Annotated in this window: 8 protein-coding genes; all 8 read left to right on the top strand. The window is 46.9% G+C overall.

Annotated features, from left to right (window positions below; translation table 11 throughout):
- The first annotated feature begins 80 nt into the window (after positions 1-80).
- The 8 genes from BWI44_RS07065 to BWI44_RS07030 all read left to right on the top strand — a co-directional run bounded on the left by BWI44_RS07065 (position 81) and on the right by BWI44_RS07030 (position 21,061).
- A complete protein-coding gene (locus BWI44_RS07065; protein WP_195209497.1) occupies positions 81-3,233 on the top strand; it encodes a SusC/RagA family TonB-linked outer membrane protein in 3,153 nt (1,050 codons plus the stop codon).
- 19 nt (positions 3,234-3,252) lie between these two features.
- A complete protein-coding gene (locus BWI44_RS07060) occupies positions 3,253-5,316 on the top strand; it encodes a RagB/SusD family nutrient uptake outer membrane protein (RefSeq protein WP_286812571.1) in 2,064 nt (687 codons plus the stop codon).
- Positions 5,317-5,337: 21 nt separating this feature from the next.
- Positions 5,338-6,078: a DUF3823 domain-containing protein gene (locus BWI44_RS07055; RefSeq protein ID WP_229036208.1), complete on the top strand. Its 741-nt coding sequence runs from the start codon at positions 5,338-5,340 to the stop codon at positions 6,076-6,078.
- 266 nt (positions 6,079-6,344) lie between these two features.
- Complete coding sequence (locus BWI44_RS07050; protein ID WP_138292766.1) at positions 6,345-10,037, top strand: glycoside hydrolase family 2 protein; 3,693 nt, start codon at positions 6,345-6,347, stop codon at positions 10,035-10,037.
- Positions 10,038-10,049: 12 nt separating this feature from the next.
- A complete protein-coding gene (locus BWI44_RS07045; protein WP_138292765.1) occupies positions 10,050-11,666 on the top strand; it encodes a DUF5010 domain-containing protein in 1,617 nt (538 codons plus the stop codon).
- Between the two features lie 15 nt (positions 11,667-11,681).
- Positions 11,682-14,276 (top strand): xylan 1,4-beta-xylosidase, encoded by a 2,595-nt coding sequence (gene xyl3A / locus BWI44_RS07040; protein ID WP_021968425.1) that lies wholly within the window; start codon positions 11,682-11,684, stop codon positions 14,274-14,276.
- Positions 14,277-14,844: 568 nt separating this feature from the next.
- Positions 14,845-18,255: a PA14 domain-containing protein gene (locus BWI44_RS07035; RefSeq protein WP_286812555.1), complete on the top strand. Its 3,411-nt coding sequence runs from the start codon at positions 14,845-14,847 to the stop codon at positions 18,253-18,255.
- Positions 18,239-21,061, top strand: a complete 2,823-nt coding sequence (locus BWI44_RS07030) for a glycosyl hydrolase family 28-related protein (RefSeq protein WP_286812549.1) — start codon at positions 18,239-18,241, stop codon at positions 21,059-21,061. Before BWI44_RS07035 ends, BWI44_RS07030 begins: the two co-directional genes overlap by 17 nt.
- Positions 21,062-21,194: the final 133 nt, after the last annotated feature.

Here is a 21,194-nt window from a genome sequence, read left to right as displayed (position 1 = left end):
CTTATGAAGAATACAAGTTAACCTTTTGTAAACCTACCTATATTAACTGAGGGTTTACTATTCATAAAAACAGATTAATTATGAAACAAATGAAAAACAATTCTAATTTGAAGAATGCATGGCTTTGCATGATGGCAATGCTGTTGTTTGCTGTTTTCCCGGTGTTTTCACAAAATACTACTATTAAGGGAAAAGTAGTTGATGAAATGGGAGAACCTGTTATTGGCGTCAATGTAACCGTAGTGGGTAATAAATCATTGGGAGCTATTAGTGATTTAGATGGAAACTTTACATTGTCAGTTCCTACTAATGCCACATTGTCAGTATCCTTTATAGGATATAAGAATCAAACGATAAAATTGAATGGCAGAACTTCACTGGAAATAGTGATGAAGGAAGATGCAGAACAATTAGATGAAGTAGTTGTAGTAGGTTATGGTACACAAAAGAAAGTGAACCTAACCGGAGCAGTATCAGCTATCACTAGTGAAGGTCTGATAGCTACAAAGAACCAGAACGCACAGAATATGTTGACTGGTAAGGTACCAGGTGTACGTGTGATTCAGAAAACTTCAGAGCCGGGTGAATTCAATAACCAGTTCGATATTCGTGGTTTCGGTACCCCGTTGATTGTAGTGGATGGTGTTCCCCGTGGTGACATGCAGCGTATGGATCCTAATGAAATTGAGTCTATTTCCGTATTGAAAGATGCTTCTGCTGCAATTTATGGTGTACGTGCTGCTAATGGTGTTGTTTTGATTACCACAAAGAGAGGTGAGAAGAACAAAACTAAGATTGATTACAACATGTATTATGGTTTCCAAAAACCAAGTGAAATATTGAAGCCAGTGGATGCTGTGGGGCGTATGACATTGTTTAATGATGTGCAGATGCGTGACTTGGTCAATCCAAGCCGGAAATATCCTCAGGAGGCTATTGATGAGTTCCTGACTGGTAAGAGAGTGTCCACAGATTGGTATGATGCTGTAATGGCTAATTCTGCTCCGCAACAGTCACACAATGTTTCCATTAGTGGAGGTAGCGATAAGATGGATTATTATGTTAGCTTCGCTTATATGGATCAGGGCGGTTTCTTTAAAGGAGATGCTTTGGACTACAATCGTTACAATGTACGTTCTAATCTGAATGCCCAGTTGACGAAGAATTTAAGAGTTTCTGTAAAATTGAGCGGTATGATTGATGACCGTGAAGGTAACTCTAAGGATTCGTGGGAAATATTCAAGAATTTATGGCGTTCTGCTCCAGATGATCCTTTGTATGCAAATAATACAGCACCTTATTATCAGAAGCCTCAGAGTTCTGATGATAATCCGTTGGCTTTAATTGATACGGATTTAACCGGTTTTAAGAAGAGAGGAAATAAGTTATTCCAATCCTCTTTTGAAGGAGAATATACAATTCCCAAAGTGCAAGGATTGAAGGTGAGAGGTATGTTCAGCTATGACACGAAGGAAAATGATGAAACGACTTGGAATAAGGAATATAACCTGTATACTTATAATGCTGCAGCAGATTCATATGTGGCGGCTTCTCGTCTTGGCCCTACTCAGTTGCGTCGTACTCACAATAGTAGCTGGAGTACTTTGTGGCAAGCTGCAATTAGTTATGATAACACATTCTCAGGCCATCATGTTTCTGGTTTGATGTTGTATGAAGAGGCTCATAATGTAGGAGATAATTTGTGGGCACAACGTAACTTCTCTATACCTTTACCTTATTTGTTCGCAGGTGATTCTAAAGAGCAAGTAGGTATGGCAAATGCAAATGGTTTGTCAGAATCGGCTTCGAAAGGTCTTATTGGTAAGTTCAATTACGATTATAAAGGACGTTATCTCGCTGAATTTTCTTTCCGTTATGATGGTTCCTCCAAATTCCCTTCAGATAATCGTTGGGGATTCTTCCCTGGCGCTTCTATCGGTTGGAGAATGTCAGAAGAGTCTTTTATTAAAGACAATCTGAAGTTTGTTTCTAATTTGAAGTTGCGTGCATCTTATGGTAAGATGGGTGATGATGGTGCTGCTGATTATCAATTCCTTTCCGGTTATGATTATCCGAACACTTCCGGTGGCTCTAACAACAATTATCCCACAGGTTATGTGTTTGGTGGTGCTTATACTAATGCACTTGGTTTCCGTGCAGTAGCTAATCCTAATATTACCTGGTATACAGTAAAGACTTTGAATATTGGACTTGATGCCGATTTATGGGATGGTCTGTTGGGGGTGACATTTGAAGTATTCCAACGTGACCGTGACGGGCTGCTTGCCAATCGTCTGGTTTCTTTACCGGGTACTTTTGGTTCTACAATGCCGCAGGAGAATCTTAACAGTGACCGTACAAAGGGTATTGAATTAGAATTACGTCATAATAATAGCATTGGAGATTTTCGATATAATGTAAGTGGACAAGTTTCATTAACTCGCGGTATGCGTCGTTATTATGAAACAGATCCGGCTGGTAACTCCTATGATTATTGGAGAAACAGAAATCTGAATCGTTACAATGATATTTGGTTTGGTTATGGTGCAGCGGGACGTTTCACTAGCTATGAACAGATTGCTAATTCTATCTATTCCGGTAATGCAACATTACCCGGTGACTATATTTATGAAGACTGGAATCAGGACGGTGTAATTGATGGTAGCGATATGCATCCAATTGCAACAACAACTAATCCAGGAAGCTCTTGGCAAGATAAAAGAAATTATCCGTTGATGAACTTTGGTCTGACTCTGGGCGCAAGTTGGAAAGGTTTCGACTTAAACCTTTTATTCCAGGGTTCTGCCATGTCTTATGTTGCTTATGGTGAACAACTTTCAATGCCGTTGGCCTTTGATGGTAATGCTTTGGATATGTTCCTCGACCGTTGGCATCCAGTGGATCCTGATCAACATCCTTTCGATCCTTCTTGTGAGTGGATACCGGGGTATTACTCTTTTGGTGGTGCAAAAGCAATGCCAAAAGATGATTCTGAGTTTATGATTCAGAAAGGTGACTATCTACGTTTGAAATCAGCTGAAATAGGTTATACGTTCCCGAAGCAATGGCTTTCTTCAGTAGGGGTTAAGAACTTGAGAGTTTATTTCAATGCATATAACCTGTTTACTATCACTGGAGTGAGAGGTGTCGACCCTGAAAAGCCTACTGACTTATACGGATACATGTATCCTTTGAATAAAACGTTCAATTTTGGTGCAAACATTACATTTTAAGTAAGGGAGGAATCATATTATGAAAAAATGGAAAAATATATTGATGTGCGTAGCTTTGGGTGGCGCATTGGTAAGTTGTGTGGATTTGGATATTCCGCCTAAAAACATTATGACTAATGAAGACATCTATAATGAAGGTGGTATAACGGCTTACATGGCTGGTTTGTACAATCATCTGCCGATGGAAGACTTCAATATGGGTGATGATGGTGGCCGTGGAGGTTTCTTTAATTGGCTTTCTGATAAGACTACAATGGGATCTACAGGTGAATATGCCAATAATGTTTGTGGTAATAGCTGTGTCTACGGTGACAAGGGTTACTGGAAACCTGCTTATCAAATTATACGTCAGGCAAATGTGTTAATTCAAGACTTGCCTAATTATGTCGGTAAATTGCAAGGTGCTGAAGAGTGGATTGCAGAGGCGAAGTTCATCCGTGCATATACCTATTATGCCTTGGTGAAAAGATATGGTGGTGTACCTTTAGTTAAAGAACCACAACCTATCACAGATGATGGCTCAGCTTTGAATGTTGCACGTAATAGCCATGAAGAATCTATTGACTTTATTCTGGAAGATTTGGACTATGCCATGCAGTATATGACTGATAAGAAGACAAACGGTCGTGCCAATAAATATGTAGCAGCAGCGGTAAAAGCGCGTGTGGCTCTTTATGCCGGTTCGGTGGCACGCTATGGCAGTTTGTACAATTACACAGGCAAAAGTGGTGTGGTGCTGACGGGTGTACCTGCTTCTAAAGCGAATGATTACTTCAAGCAGGCCTATGAGGCAACCCTGGAAGTAGCAAAAGGTGGCTATCAGTTGAATAATGGGGCTGACAAACGTCAAGCATTCTATGAAGTGTTTGATAAGGCTACGACTAGTCCTGAATCAATATTCATTCGTGAATATGACATTAACAACTATGTTCATAGCTGGGACAAACTGATGTCTCCCGAACGTATGGTAGGCTTTAGTTATGGTGGTCGTTACTTTGTTCCTTTGGATTGGGTGGAGTTGTTTGACGGACTTCCTCTTGATTCTGAAACGGGACATCTGAAAACGACGGATGACGACGGTAATTTCATTGTTTATGATAGCGGACACGGTATCTTTGATAATGCAGAGCCCCGTTTGAAAGCAAGTATCATGATTCCGGGTGACACTTACAAAGGATATGAACTGGATATGCGTTGGGGATTGATTGATCCTTCAGTAGATCCTTCTCAGAAAATTAAGAAAGAAATTCCAGATGATGGTAAAACAACTACAGGATGGGATAAGATTGCTGAGTCGTTTAAGGTTAATGGTCAGAAAGTGGCTATACGTACAACCAAAAGACCTAATGACGGTGAAACGTATAAAATTGGTGGTGTGGATACGAAAATTGCAATTTGTGGTTTTGACGGACCTGCAACTTCTTCATCTAACATGTGTACAACAGGTATATACGGTGTAAAATGGTTGCAACGTAATCTGGCTAGCGGTGAAACTCAATTGCATAGAAGTACACAGTCTTGGATTGATATCCGTTATGCTGAAATCTTGTTGGCACGTGCTGAAGCTGCTATTGAACTGGCTCAGAACGGAGTTGCTTCTCATAATGGTGCAGATTTGTTGGAGGATGCCATGAAGTGTATCAATGATGTACGCGAAAGAGCTGGAGCCGAACTACTAACAAGTACGGCACAGTTGGCTGATATGACAGCTCCCACCAATGTAAGAGGCACAGGTAAGAACTCTATGATTTTTGCTCCTACTAAGGGACTTCAGATTGTACGCGTAGAGCGCTACAAGGAACTAGCTGTTGAGCATAAGCTTTATTGGGACCTTCGCCGTTGGTTTACGGCTCGTGAGCAAATCTATGAATTCCGTTGGAGAATGCTTGCACCGTATCTGTTTGCCAGTACGGCAGAGGTGGATCCAGACAGTGGAATTCCTCATGGTAAATATATTTTCGATACACGTGTAGCCGATAGTTACGGTGGTCAGCACAACTTTGATCAGAAATACTATTATGAGAAGATACCTGATACAGAACGTAAGGTAAATCCGTTGCTCGAGCAGAATGATATGTATTAATCAATTAAAATTGGAATGATTATGAAAAATATAGCAAATTTATTCTTGTTGTCCCTTTTGGTTGTGTGCTTCGGTGCGTGCGAGATGGATAACTATGATGCTCCTGATGCTGCTGTGATTGGACAAGTTTATGACCATAACGGTAAGCCATTACAGACAGCACTCGGGCAGGGTAATATGAAGATTCGTATAAAGGAAATCAGCTATGCAAATGGTGACCCGAATATAGTGGTGACTGAACAGAACCTGAATATGATGATGGATGGTTCATTCAAGAATACCCGCCTCTTCAAAGGTACATATGAGATGTGGCCGTTTGAAACCTGTGGCTATCCTTGTGAAGAAGAGCAGATGAAGGTTGTGGAACTGAAGAGTGGAAAAACCGCTGAGGTGGATTTCACTATCACTCCTTATCTTACATTGGAATGGGTGGATGCGCCTTATCAGGATGCAGACGGATTCCTTTGGGCTTCTTTCAAATTTACGCGTAATGCGAAAGAAGGTTATGACATGCCCGATGTGGAAAAGGCGCAGATGATAATTGGTACTACTGTGAGCTGTGCTGCTGACGGACGCTATACAGATAATACGGTGGCCATTACTAACATTCAGGAAGGTGACGTCATTAAGTTGAAGTCTAAAGCAAAGATTGAGTTTGATCAAAAACTGTTCGTGCGTATTAGTGCCAACTGTAAAGACAAATATCAAAAGTCTTGTTATACGGATGTGAAGACTATTGACGCAAAGGGTTTCGGAAGATAATATAGGTAGGTTAGGTAAGGAGGATGTTTGCTTTGAAAGAGGCAAGGGTCCTCCTTCTTTTATTTATTGCTTGTGTTTTGCCACCTCATTGGCAAAACTTTGCCAAGCCTGTGGCAAGTCTTTGCCAATGAGGTGGCACTACTTTGACTATATACTGGCAAAACCAGCAGGATTAATTACTTTTTAATGTCTGATTAATCTTTTATTAGACTCTCTGTTAATGTAGTCCGATTACATTTGCATAACTTATTTTATTAAACAGTATCATGAAGAAACTTTATACAGCCTTTTGGGTTGCAGCATGCTCGTTGGTGTCATTGCCCGGCCATACACAATCCCAATGGCAAAATGATTTCTCCAATCAAGGAGAAATATTGAAAACAGTAGGCAGGGGAGAATGTAGTATTGCCGACGGAGTGTTCCGTTCGAAAGGTTCGTATGCTTGCTTTGGAAATCCGGAATGGAAGAACTACAGCATGTCTTTCAAGGCACGCGCCCCGAAGGGGGCGGAACAAGTCCAAATATGGGCCGGATTCCGTGCATACAACCGTTTCGATCGTTATGTTGCCGGTATCAAAGGCGGATTGCAGGACGATGTATACTTAATGCGTACCGGTTACATGGGAACCGACGAATTTATGGGTGTCCGTCCACTGGGATTCCATCCGGTGCCTGGCGAATGGTATAGTATGAAAGTGGAGGTGTGTGGCAATCGCATTCGTGTCTTTGTGAACGGGGAGAAGGAACCGTATATCGACGTTGTGGACAAAAATGCCAATCTGGTTCCCTCGGGTGAAGTGACACTGGGCGGCGGATGGATTGAGACGGAATTTGATGACTTGATTGTAACTCTCTTGCCCGATAACTATCTGAAGAATGTGAAAGCCGCGGAATATCGCATGGCGGCAACTTCACAGCAGAAGGAAGCTAAACGTCGCCGGGAGAGAGCAAACTATAAGGCTGTCATGGTGAACGATATAAAGCCGGATCGTACTGAGATTTCACTGGATGGAGATTGGCTCTTCATGCCAGAGTACCAGTTGGACGACAAAGCCAAAGCGCTATCTGCAACAACCGATGATGAGGACTGGCACGTCATGCAGGTTCCCAACTTCTGGAATCCCATTCGCATCTGGCTGCACGGCGAAACGATGCCTACTCCAAACGGACCGAATCCCAAAGGCGTTTCCGATACCTACTATCAGCAGGAAACCGATCGTTGCGAGGGATATACATTTGATTATCGTAAAACCGGTGCGGCTTGGTATCGCCAGTGGTTGGAACTGCCTGCCGACATCAAGGGAAAACAACTGACCCTATCGTTTGATGCCGTTTCTAAAATGGCGGAAGTGTATGTCAATGGGCAATTGGCAGGCTTCAACGTGGGTATGTTCGGCGATTTCCAAGTGGATGCCACTGACCTCCTGCATCCGGGACGCAATGTCGTGGTGGTGAAAGTGACGCGCGACATTAACGGAGCAGCCGCACAGACCAGTGACGCCATGGAGAACTACTACTCGTCCGTGCGCAAGGGAGTGGAAGAAAACAAGAATGACCAACGTACCAACAGAAAGGTGCTGACCGATATTCCCCATGGATTCTATGGAGATAATCCGGCCGGAATCTGGCAACCGGTGAAACTCGTCATCAGCAATCCGCTCAAAGTGGAAGATGTGTTTATTAAGCCTGCTCTGGACGGTGCATCCATGGATATCACCGTGAAGAACCATTCCGCTAGGAAGAAAAACTTCGGCATCCGAGTGGACATCGTGGATAAGCAGACGGGAGAGACCTTGTATGGAGCACCTGTACTGACTAAGTTGGCACTGACCGCAAACGGGGAAAATATGTATACTTGCAGCATTGGCGGGCTCAAGCCCAAGTTGTGGGCACCGACAACCCCTAACCTTTACGATTTCCGCATCAGCGTGACGGAAAGCAAGGGCAAGGTAGCCGACTGTCTGACCGTCACATCGGGTTTCCGTACCTTCGAGAGCAAAGACGGCTTCCTCTATCTGAACGGTCGTAAGTTCTGGATGCGCGGAGGAAACCATATTCCCTTTGCCATTTGTCCCAACGACTCCATCCTGGCAGATAAATTCATGCAGTTGATGAAGGCCGGCAACGTGCAGTCTACTCGTACACATACCACTCCCTGGAATGAATTGTGGGTTTCGGCGGCAGACCGTAACGGCATTGCCATTAGTTTCGAGGGCACTTGGTCGTGGCTGATGATTCACTCCACCCCGATACCGGACAAGAACGTACTGGACCTTTGGAGCAGTGAATGGCTACGCGTGATGAAGAAATACCGGAACCATCCTTCCATATTTTTCTGGACTGTGAATAACGAAATGAAGTTCTACGACCTAGACGCCGACACGGAGCGTTCGAAAGATAAGTTCCGCATCGTATCGGATGTTGTGAAGGGCATGCGGGAGCTCGACCCTACACGTCCGGTATGCTTTGACTCCAACTATCTGCACAGCAAAGCACTGAGACGTTTTGGACAGGATTTCCTAAATACGGTGGATGATGGAGATATTGATGACAACCATGCTTACTATAACTGGTATGATTTCTCGCTGTTCCGCTTCTTTAACGGTGAATTCCAGAAGCAATTCAAGTCTCCGGGACGTCCTTTAATCAGCCAGGAAATGAGTACGGGGTATCCCAATGCAGAGACCGGTCATCCAACCCGTTCCTATCAGCTGATTCATCAGAATCCCTATTCATTAATTGGTTATGAGGCATACGACTGGGCAGACCCTATGCATTTCCTGAAAGTCCAATCCTTCATTACGGGCGAGTTGGCCGAGACGCTGCGTCGCACCAACGAACAGGTATCGGGCATCATGCACTTTGCCTATATGACTTGGTTCCGCCAATGCTACAACTATAAGAACATACAGCCTTATCCCACTTATTACGCCATGCAACGTGCCATGCAGCCGGTGTTGGTCAGTGCTGAATTGTGGGGGCGTAACTTGTATGCCGGAGAAAAACTCCATACCCGCATCTATGTGGTGAATGATAGTGAAGACGGACGCGATTTGCTCCCGATGGCACTGAACTGGAGTATTGTGGATGAAAAAGGAAAGATTCTGGCATCAGGTACGGAGCAATTTCCGGCTGTGGAGTATTATGGCCGTAAATATATCGAGCCTGCCATTGTGATACCGTCTATCTTGCCGTCTGATAAAATGAATGTTAAGTTGAAACTGGTATTGGTAGAGAACGGACAGACATTGTCGCAGAATGAATATGACCTGATACTGGCGAATAAGAGATGGAATATTGCTAAAGTATCCGAGAACAAAAAGATTGTTTTGTTGGATAAAGACAACACGAGCGCTGTTCTCGACTTTCTGCAAGTGAAGTATCAGGAAGTATCTTCAGTGAAAGAGCTGGTGCAAATCAAGAGGAAGGCCGACCTTTGCATCATTTCCGACCTGAAGGAGTGCACAGATGACGAAAAAATACTGCTCCGTACTTATCAGCAGAAGGGCGGTAAGTTACTGTTGCTGAACAGCAAGGAGATAGCAAAGAAGGTTTATCCAGAACACATCACTGGCTGGATTATACCAACAGAAGGCGACATCGTAGTCATGGAACGTGACGATGCACCGGTATTCGATGGTATCGGTGTACTCGACCTGCGCTACTTCAATAACAACAAGCGTGAAATTCCGTTGGCTTGTCATGCTACCTTGAAAGCAAACCGTAATGAGAATGTGACTGAACTGGCCGGACAGATGAAAATTCATGCCTACATTGATGGTGGCAAGCCGGAAGACCGTATTCAGAAAATAGAAAGTATGCGTGGACTGACTTTACTTCAGATAAAGGATGGAAAAGGAACAGCCACCGTTTCAACATTGTGCACGGAAAAAGCTGATACTGACCCGATAGCAGGAAAGCTTTTAGTGAATATGATTAACACTTTAGTGAATGATTAATTGTAAAAAGACATGAAGAAAATAACAAAATATATATTGCTTATTGCAGCCGTTTTATTTATAGGATGTTCGGATAGTAATGACGACACATATCCCCCAAAGAAACCGGATACTGAAGAACCGGAGCCGGAACCCGAAAAACCGGGTGAAGATGATATACCGGAACATAACGCCATCCTGGGCTCTTTATGTGGCTTTGAAGGCGATTTGCGCAAAGGAAAGAATTATAAAGGCGAAGACAGGCCGACTACTTATTACAATGTCCCCCTGTTTGAGGCGGTACCCGAAGGCTCGGAAGATGGCTGGTGGGATAATCTGGTAGAGGAAATCGCATATAGTGGATTGGATTATATTGCTGCCAACTGCCGTGGCTTGCAGCCTTCTTATCCTAAAAAGTATGTAGACCATGGTGACCCTACCCACATAAAGCAACTGATAGAAGCCATGGAACGCCGTGGTGTGGCCGACAAGTTTAAGGTAGCCATTTTCGATGACTGCCCTGCCTCGTGGGAAGCTGCGCGTAACGAAGATTTAGGGCGCGGTTATGCCGGTTACAGTGCCGATAATCCGGGACAGCGCAAACCCTATCCGTTGAAAGATATTGCGGTTGATACCAAAGAGTTCCAGGATTCCATTTATCAGTATATCTGGGATTACAATATCCGTCTGGCTTTTCAGAATATTCCGGAGAAGTATATCTTTAAATACAACGGACGTCCGGTAGTCTATTTCTGGGGTTGTAGCTTTGTCGGAGATGTGCCCGGCAAACTGTCATATATCCTGAAACGTGTGCGCGAAGATTGTATTAAAGAGTTCGGCATGGACCCGTTGTTAATCATCGACCAGGACTGGGGTAAGCGCGACAATACGCTGACTGCCGCAACAGAAGTTGTCGGTGGCATAAACAACTGGTTCAATATGGATAATCCCTATACTGTGCGCACCTTCAAGGACCTGACGATTGGGGTGGGTATTCCCGGTTTCCTTGTAAACGATAAGAAAGGAAACAAGATGTTTGTCGATGCAGACCATGGACGGTTATTGCAAAAGGCTCTGACTTACTCTGTGAAGAACCGTGCCAATCTGATATTCCTGGAAGGATTTACCGATGTGCTGGAAAATGCAGCTTATTGGAGAAGTACAGATGAAGTCTATTACGACTATCCCAACCAACGCCTGAATATTTTGCGGAAATGGAGCAGCAACCCCTATCCGAAAGAGTTCAAGGTCGAGGCTGAGGCGTGCGACTACTTTGAAGATAAATCTTCGGGAAACAGTGGCGGGCAATACCGCAAAGGAGATTTGGACATAAAGAAGTGTAACGATGTCTACGAAGGCTGGTGTGTGACGGCTACGGAATCCGGCGAATGGCTGAAATGGGTGGAACTTCCTTTCAGTGCGGGCAATTCGGTTGTCAAGTTACGTTATAGTGCCCTGTCTGCCGTGAAGATTCGTTTTGACATTGATAAGAAAGAAGGCAGTGTAGTCGAATTGCCGGCTACCGGCGGAACCTGGAAAGAGATAGATGCAGCTACGGTAAACTTTGAAAAGAAAGGTTGGCGCGAAGTGGTGCTGAATATTATTTCGGGTAATGCAGACTTGAATTACTTTACAATTGTTGCGGAATAAAAACAAGAATATATGATGAAGAAATTTTTTGTAACCTTTTGTTTGAGTGCTGTAGCCCTGGTGGCTACAGCACAAAATGAGCCCTACAGAAACCCGAACCTGTCACCCTCGGAGCGGGCATGGGACTTGCTGAAGCGTATGACTTTGGAAGAGAAAATCAGTCAGATGAAGAACGGCTCACCGGCTATCGAACGCCTCGGAATACCGGCGTATGACTGGTGGAATGAAGCACTGCACGGAGTGGCACGTGCCGGAAAGGCCACCGTCTTTCCGCAGGCCATAGGTCTTGCCGCCACCTTCGACAATCAGGCTGTTTATGAAACCTTCGACATTGTATCCGATGAAGCCCGTGCCAAATACCATGACTTCCAGCGTAAAGGCGAGCGGGGTGGTTACAAAGGATTGACTTTCTGGACTCCGAACATCAATATCTACCGTGACCCGCGATGGGGACGCGGTATGGAAACATACGGGGAAGACCCTTATCTGACCTCTCTCATGGGACTGGCCGTGGTAAAAGGCCTGCAAGGCAACGGTGCCGGAAAATACGATAAAGCCCATGCCTGTGCCAAGCATTACGCCGTACATAGCGGTCCGGAATGGAACAGGCATAGTTTCGACTCCAAGAATATCTCTCAACGCGATTTGTGGGAAACCTATCTGCCCGCCTTCAAAACCTTGGTGACGGAAGGAAAAGTAAAAGAGGTGATGTGTGCCTACAACCGTTTTGAAGGTGAGCCTTGCTGCTCCAACAAGCAACTCTTGATTCGTATCCTGCGCGAAGACTGGGGATATGATGACATTGTTGTTTCCGACTGTGGGGCCATCGGAGATTTCTACTACCCCAATCACCACGAAACCCATCCGTCGGCTGAGGCAGCTTCTGCCGATGCCGTGGTTTCAGGAACAGATTTGGAATGTGGCGGCAGTTATTCTTCCTTGAATGAAGCCGTAAAGAAAGGACTGATTACGGAAGATAAGATAAACGAATCCGTCTTTCGCTTGCTGCGTGCCCGCTTCCAATTGGGCATGTTCGATGACGATACACTCGTGTCCTGGTCCGAGATTCCATACTCGGTTGTAGAATCGAAGGAACACGTGGACAAGGCTTTGGAGATGGCACGTAAGAGCATGGTATTGCTGACTAATAAGAACAATTCCTTGCCATTGAGCAAATCCATCCGTAAGGTGGCGGTGCTGGGACCCAATGCCAATGACTCTGTAATGCTTTGGGCAAACTATAACGGTTTCCCCACCAAGTCCGTTACCATTCTTGAAGGTATCAGGAGCAAACTCCCGGAAGGTGCCGTGTACTATGAGAAAGGTTGCGATTTTGTAAGCACCCAAACCCTGTTCAGCGATTTCGACTGCTGCTCGTACAATGGTAAGAAAGGTGTCAAAGCTACTTTCTGGAATAATAAGAAGTTGGAAGGCGCTCCCGCGGCTACCGGTCACTTCAGCGAACCGCTCAACTTCGGCAATGGTGGCAATACGGTGTTTATGCCTGGTGTGAACTTAACCGATTTCTCGGCACGCTTTGAATCGGTATTTACCCCGAAAGAATCGGGAGAAGTATCTTTCATCGTTTCCGCCGATGACGGTGCCCGTTTATACATTGATGGAAAAGAAGTTATCTCCGACTGGAAAGACGGATTCTCAAAAGATAAGGAATATAGTCTGAATGCTGTGAAAGGCAAGAGTTATAAGGTTGTATTGGAGTTCTACCAGGCCAGTGGAGAAGCTGTCCTGAAGTTCGATATAGGTACTAAGAAAGAGATAGATTATAATAAGGTGGCTGCCAAAGCCGCCGAAGCCGATGCAATCATCTTTGTAGGCGGACTTTCATCCGCATTGGAAGGTGAGGAGATGCCTGTGGATCTTCCCGGTTTCAAGAAAGGCGACCGCACTAACATCGACCTGCCCCGCGTACAGGAAGAAATGCTGAAAGCTCTGAAGAAGACCGGCAAACCAGTTATCTTCGTTGTATGTTCGGGCAGCACGTTGGCATTGCCCTGGGAAGCCGAAAATCTGGATGCAATGCTCGAAGCATGGTATCCCGGTCAGCAGGGAGGCACAGCCGTGGCCGATGTCCTGTTTGGCGACTATAACCCTGCCGGACGCTTGCCGCTTACTTTCTATGCTTCGGACAGTGACCTTCCCGATTTTGAAGACTACAACATGAGCAACCGCACCTACCGTTACTTCAAAGGCAAACCGTTGTTCCCCTTCGGATACGGATTGAGCTATACAACCTTTGACTACGGCAAGGCCAAGGTGGACAAGAAGAGCATCAAGACCGGTGATAGCATGACTCTGACCATACCATTGAAGAATACCGGAAAGATGGACGGTGATGAAGTGGTGCAAGTCTATCTGCGCAATCCTGCTGATAAAGAAGGCCCGATAAAGATGTTGAGAGCTTTCCGCAGAGTTTCTTTGAAAGCCGGTCAGGCGGAGAATATTCAGATTGAATTGCCTGCCTCCACATTCGAGTGCTTTAATCCGGCCACCAACCGGATGGAAATCCTCCCCGGAAACTACGAACTGCTTTATGGCGGAACTTCGGACGGGAAGTCTTTACAGAAGGTGGCGGTCACGTTGAAGAAGTAAAAAGAGAAAAATAATCAGTAACCTGTTGGCGGAATTAATTTATAACCCTACAGAAATGAACTAAAGATTGTCGATGAACTTTTTTATTAATTTACTGATAATCAATAAATAGCATTTACCGACTGTTTACTTCAAAATGTAAAAGCATTTACCACCGTATGTAACGGCTTTTACCCCTTATTGTAACGACCTTTACCGCGGCATGTAACGGTCTTTACCACGGTATGTAAATGGAGTTATCGTGTGGCGTGAACAAAGTTACCATTTGGGGTAAACGGAATTTTCATGAAAGGGAAAAACGACTGTGTACTTATAAAGGTTGAAGTAAGATAACCCATAACGGTACAGAGTTAAACAGATTATTATTTTTTAGACATAAGAACAAAAGAACAAATAAGAAAATATAAGCCGTACTATACTCTGAATATGTTCTTTTGTCTAAAAATAATTCTTTTGTCATTTCATTCATAACCCTCCAGTAATGCTTTAATTCCGTCAACAGATTCAGTAAGTGTTTCTAATCATTGATTAATGATGAACACCTATTAAACCTTTAATACCAATATCCATGAAAAAGTATTCTCCTTTGGCTTTCCTTTTTTCCCTGCTCTTCGCCGTTTCGGCTTATGCGGGTGAGGGAAGATACACGCTTCCATTGACGGGAGGCGGCTGGTCGCTGTGGCTCGACAAAGAAGCAAGTTGGCAGAACGACCGCCTTTACCTTCCCCACGAGATAACAGACCTATCATTGCTGCCTGTGAATACACCCACAGGCGGCTGGCAAGCTCTGAACGATAACCTCGATGCTGTATCCGTAGAAGTACCCGGCACGGTAGAGGAGTATCTCACCACTTCGGACAATCCCCGTCCGGAAGATTTCAAAGGAGTAAGCTGGTGGTATCGCAAGATTACGATACCTGCCGACCAGGCGAATAAACGCCACCTTATTTACTTCGAATCCGTCAGGATGCGCGCCGAGGTGTACCTCGACGGCAAGCTCGTGGCTTACGACCTGATTGGTGAGACTCCTTTCCACGTGGACATCACCAGGGAGGCAAAGCCTGGAACGGAGCAACTGCTTGCCGTACGCGTCACTAACCCCGGCGGTAACTTCCACTGGCAGGACTTCGACATACAGAAGTGGGGAGAATACAACATCCCTCCTGCCAGAAGCTTCAGCGGCATCATCGGCCGTGTCAAACTGGAAAGTGTGAACCCCGTATTCATTTCCGATATTTATATGCAGAATACCCCGGAGCCGACCAAGGTGAACGCCATCATATCCTTTACCAACGAAACCCCATCAAGTGTGAAGCAAGATGTGGAGCTGACGGTAAGCGAGAAGAACCGTCCGGATAAAGTCGTGTTCCGCCAACTGCTGAAGTACGTCTCTTTTCCTCCGGGAAAGCGTGAAATGATGATTCCGGTAAGCGTGTCCGATGCCAAACTGTGGGACCTCGATACGCCCGAACTCTACACCTGCAACATTCAGATAAAGAAAGGCAAGAATACCCTCGACCGAGATAAGAAGAACTTCGGCTTCCGCTGGTTCTCTGCGGAAGGTGTCGGCACGGACGCAGTGCTGCGCCTGAACGGTCGCCGCGTGATGCTGAGAAGCGCCATCAGTTGGGGCTACTTCCCGGTTGCGGGACTGATAGCCACACCCGAAATGGCCGAGAAGCAAGTCCTCACCGCCAAGAAGCTGGGTTTGAATATGCTGAACTTCCACCGTTGCATCGGCAGTCCCGTGGTGCTGGAAAAGACCGACGAGCTGGGGTTACTTTATTATGAGGAACCGGGTTCGTTCCATTCCGCCAATCACGACCCGTTTATCCGTACCATCGTGAACGAGAAACTGAAACGCATGGTACACCGCGACCGCAGCCATCCGAGTCTTATCATCTTTAATCTGATTAATGAGTTTGGCGGTCCGTTGTCACGTGATAAGGAGCTTGTTGCCAAGCGAATGAATGACATGCGCGAGGCTCATGCCGTGGACCCCAGTAGAATTATGACCTTCACCTCCGGCTGGGCGGGAAGCGAAGATAGGGAAGAAGATTCCAAATCGCACATGTTGCCGTTCGATACGACGCTGTACCGGAAAGGCTGGTTCGACAACCACCGTGCCGGAGGTCCCGAAACCTACGTGGAGAGTTACTACAAAGGCCCTAAAGATAACATCATGTACACCACCAACCGCAAGGAAATCTACGTGCGCGGTGAGGAAGGAGCTATTTCCACGCCTCCCCGCATCCAGATGATATACAATCAGATTTCAAACAGCGGCAAAACCGGTTGGGACGGCCTTTTCTGGAAGAGCCAGTACAAGGCTTTCACCGACTACTTCCAACGGAAAGGGCTTGCGCCCCACTTCGGCATGCTCGATTCTCTGACGCGGGTGATGGGCAACGTCTCATTCGAGCATCAGGGCAGACGCATCGAAGGCCTGAGAATGCAGAACCTGGGCGATGCCTACATGGTGAACGGCTGGGAGGCCATGCCTTACGACAATCATTCCGGCATTGTGGACATCTATCGTAATCCCAAAGGAGATGCCTCCATCCTGGCATACTATAACCAGCCTCTGTATGTGGCTGTTGCATCGCGCAACCAGGTGGTGCGGCTTCCGGGAAGCGCAGCGGTGGACTTCTATATCGTGAACGAGAAAGACCTGAAAGGCAATCATACTCTTGAAATCCAGATGATTGCTCCCGACGGGAAGGTGGTTTATACCAGAGAGGAGAAAGTAAACCTCAAGGGAGGTGAAACCTTCGGACAGCTGTTGCTGGAGAATGTGGAGATTCCCGTCAACGCACAGGAAGGTACCTACCGCATAGAAGCTGCCATCAAGGCGGACAACCGGCAGATATGCGCCCGTGGGCATGATGAGGTGGTTGCCGTCGGCTGGCAGGCATCCGATTTGTCCGGCAACGGGGCCTATTATGGAGATGGCGATGACAAAGTGGCCGCTTTCTATAAAAAAGAAACGGGCAAGGAACTTCCCGCTTTCAGTTCCGGACAGGGCAAACTGGACTGGCTGGTTGTCAACCGTCCGTTGCTGGACGAACCGGTGGTTATTCCTCCCGCCTATTTCAAGGACAAGGATGGCAACTCAACCCTGAAAGTGACCTGGTACAGCGAGGGAGACATGAATATTGTGGCCTCCGTGAAGCCGGATATGGATATTAATCGTACATTTGTAGATGGTGCGCAACCCGATGCCTCCGTTCCTGCCAATCAGCCTTTCTCTGTGGTATGGGAAGGGGAACTCTATCCGTCCGAGTCCGGCCAGTATCTGCTTGGGGTTGAAACGAACCGTGGTGTACGCATGTACGTCAACGGTCAGCAGCTGATTGACGAATATTACAATGAATCCCCCATCAAGCAGGATAGACCGGTGATAATGGAAGCCGGCAAACCGGTAAAAGTGCGGCTGGTATATCGCCAGACCCGTCAGTCGGGCAAGATACAGCTGAAATGGTCGCAGCCGAGTGCAACCGCCATTGCTCCGGAGAAACTGTTCGACCGGGTTAAGAATGACGGAACAACATTAATCCTCCTCGGCGCTACCGAAACCTGGATGCAGGCCGTGGCAGACTATACCCATATTGCCTATAACGGTTATTATAACGTAGGGAAAGACTGGATTGGCGGAATCCATTTCGTGAAGAAGCATCTTTTGTTCGACGGCCTTCCGGTGGATGTTGCCTTGAACTGGCCCTACCAGTCGGTGGTGCGGAACGGTGACCGCAGATTCGGTTTCCGTGTGCAGGGAGAAGACTTGGTGGTAGGCTCCTACCGGAGTACTCCGTTCGAGTTGGGCACCGCCGTAGGCGTCATTCCCTGCGGCAAGGGCAAAATCATCTTCTCTGCACTGGACATTGCAGATAATCTGAACGACCTCTCCGGGCCTGCAGAAGTAGCCAGGAAAATATTATGTAACTATATCAAATATTCTTCTCATGAAAACATTTTCTAAGTTAGGAACGGCGGCCATGATGGCCCTCTTGACGGTGCTTCCTGCAAATGTGGCCTGTGTGCGGGCGCAAAAGCAGCAAGTGATTCAACAAAGTATCAAAACCCTTTATCCCACAAAAGACTGGGCCATATCCGACTTTGTCGTGACTGCCCCTGAGTTCGGTGCCAAAGCCGTGCCGGGATTTGACAACCGGGCTGCCTTCCAGGCGGCTATCGACGCGGCCTACAAGAATGGCGGCGGTGTGGTCTATATACCCGCCGGAAACTACGAGTTCCGTAGCACGCAGGTCGGCGTCAAGAACGTCAGGGTTCGTCGGGGGCGTTCGGAGGAAAACAAGGAATTCCACTTCGAGTTCGTTCTCCGCCTCCATCCCGGTGTGCAGCTTCGTGGCGACTGGGCCGACCCCGCTTCCAACGACGGGAAAGTGCTCGGAACCATCCTAGAGGTGCGTGTGGGCAAGGATGCGCCTAATCACGACGGAAGCGTGGAAAGCTGGTGGAACGACGGACAGGCGGGCAATGCGCTGCGCACTACCTATACCAGCATTGCCGACCGGTTCATAGAAATGAACGCGGGTACCGGAGTTACGAATCTCTCCATCTGGTATCCCGAACAGGACATCAAGGATGTGAAACCCTATCCGTGGACGCTCTTCCAGACTCAGGGAGATTGCGCCACGATAGAGCACGTCACCCTTGTGAATGCTTACAACGGTTTCAACTCCGCACCGAGCGAACTGCATTATGTGCTGGACAGTTACATGACCGCTCTCAACAAAGGCATCGAAGTGCACGTATGTACCGACATCGGCCGTATCGAGAATGTCCGCATCAGCCCCGAATACTGGGCCAAGTCCGGCCTTCCGGGTGTACCCTCCCTTGCCGACGTGACGGCCTACACCAAGGCGAACGGCACGGGATACCAAATGCACCGTTCGGACTGGGAATATGTGTCCGACCTGCTTGTATCGGGCTATAAGACAGGCGTATGGATAGGGCGCGAACCCGGCTTTGCCGATGCGCCGAACGCCCAGTTGTACGAGGTGCACGTGGACGGTTGCGGAAACGGATTGTACGTTGAGGACGTCAACCCCTACGGCATACTTATATCCAACTCTTCTTTTGCCGCCGGTGAGGGCGACAATGCCGTGTACTTCTACAAGGATTTCAGCACCTCCGTGCAATTCAACGGAGTGGACTTCAACGGGCCTATCGTAAGCGACGGCCGCGACGGAGTCATTTCGTTTGAAAGCTGCACATTCAATGAATATCCCGACTATGCCCTGAAGATAAACAGCGGTAATGTACTGCTGTCGCAATGCGACTTCAAGAAGAGCACCGGACATGTGTACCTGGGTGCGGATACGCATACGCTGAAGTCGGTTAATTCGGGCTATAAGTCCAAATTGCAGATTGACAACCACAGCACTGCTGCCGACGTGGAGGTTATCACCGGAAAGAAATACGCTTTCGACCCGATTCCTAAAAACATAAAGACCAATATCGCCGTGCATCCGAAACCTGCATCGGACAATGTGCTGAAAGCAGACTTGGCAAGGGCAACGGGTTACAATAACAATCGCCCCATCCGGGATGTATCGGCCGAGTTGCAGTCCGCACTCGATGCCGTGAAAGCTGCTGGTGGAGGTACGCTATACTTGCCTGCCGGAAGATATCTGGTGGACCAACCCATCAAAGTTCCTGCGGGAGTGGAACTGAGAGGTTCCTGGGATGTGCAGCATCACACACAAAGCGGCGGTACGGCCCTGTTTACCAATTATGACGGTGGTGCGGCAGGCGAAAGCGGCGCTTCGCTCATACAGCTCGAGGCCGGTGCCGGTATCAGGGGCATCACGCTGGCCCAGCTCAACATCGCTTCCGATGGTTTCACGGCTGCAAATCCGCGAAAGACTCCGTTCATGATACAGGGACAGGGGCCGAAGGTGTACATCATCAACGTAACCATAGCGGTGGGCGACAAAGGTATAGACCTGGCTTCGTATGACACCAGCGGGCATTATGTAGATTATCTGGGTGGTGTGCCTTTGAGGGCAGGTATCTGGGTTGGCGGTGGAGCCGAAGGCGGGTTCATCCGCAACATGCAGCTCAATCCCCACTATGGCTCAAGACTTCCGGAAGGCGGACAGGGGTATCCGAGGGTATCCATGATGCGTTTTGTACAGTCTAATTGCAGTGCGCTTAAGTTTGCGGACGTCAAGAACCAGACTATCTTCAATAACTTTGTTTATGGTTCGGTATATGGAATACATTTCCTGAAAGATGCCATCACGGGCAAGTATCCGGGCAAGATGACCGTAATAGGACATGGCTCCGACGGATGTACTTATTCTCTGTTTGTGGAAGATGCGGACAAGGATACCAAGATAGTTGCCATCAACTCGGAACTGGTCAATACGCAGATTCCGAACGAGCCGGTTCGATCGTACGTCCTTATGGGGGATAAGGTGAACACGGACAAGGTGCATCCCAATGCCAAACTGGTGTTGTACAACAGTGCATTCTGGGGCAGTCCTGTGTTTGGGGCGATAATAAACAATGGTATCGTATCGTTCCAGCAGGCCAACTTCACACGTTCCGGTCAGGGCGTGGATGTAAGAGGTGGCAAAGCGCATGTGTACACTTCTTATTTTGCCCAACGAATGGGAAGGGCGGCTACCGGAGATGATGGGTATGCAAAGCTCGGCGAACAGGGTAAATCAATAGAACTGACTAACAATTATTATGTCTCCGGATTCCGGTTCAGCAAGGCGGGGACGGGACTGATTTACGGTTCTGATAAGAAGTAAATAAAGAAGATAAGTATTGTTTATTATAATATCGATGGTGATATAATATACCACTTATATATTAGGACAGACATTCCATCCATTAGGTATTAATAACTACTGACCTATATTGGTAACTCGGACGGCTTATGCC

It is taken from the genome of Bacteroides sp. Phil13, assembly GCF_001940965.1.
Classification (GTDB): Bacteria; Bacteroidota; Bacteroidia; order Bacteroidales; family Bacteroidaceae; genus Bacteroides; species Bacteroides intestinalis.
The sequence above is the reverse complement of the archived record's forward strand: the minus strand, read 5'-3'. Positions and strand labels throughout refer to the sequence as shown.

Bases quoted from the DNA above. Each gene is read 5' to 3' on its own strand.
- xyl3A (WP_021968425.1), top strand. From the start codon at position 11,682: ATGAAGAAATTTTTTGTAACCTTTTGTTTGAGTGCTGTAGCCCTGGTG.
- BWI44_RS07030 (WP_286812549.1), top strand. From the start codon at position 18,239: ATGAAAACATTTTCTAAGTTAGGAACGGCGGCCATGATGGCCCTCTTG.
- BWI44_RS07035 (WP_286812555.1), top strand. From the start codon at position 14,845: ATGAAAAAGTATTCTCCTTTGGCTTTCCTTTTTTCCCTGCTCTTCGCC.
- BWI44_RS07060 (WP_286812571.1), top strand. From the start codon at position 3,253: ATGAAAAAATGGAAAAATATATTGATGTGCGTAGCTTTGGGTGGCGCA.
- BWI44_RS07055 (WP_229036208.1), top strand. From the start codon at position 5,338: ATGAAAAATATAGCAAATTTATTCTTGTTGTCCCTTTTGGTTGTGTGC.
- BWI44_RS07045 (WP_138292765.1), top strand. From the start codon at position 10,050: ATGAAGAAAATAACAAAATATATATTGCTTATTGCAGCCGTTTTATTT.
- BWI44_RS07050 (WP_138292766.1), top strand. From the start codon at position 6,345: ATGAAGAAACTTTATACAGCCTTTTGGGTTGCAGCATGCTCGTTGGTG.
- BWI44_RS07065 (WP_195209497.1), top strand. From the start codon at position 81: ATGAAACAAATGAAAAACAATTCTAATTTGAAGAATGCATGGCTTTGC.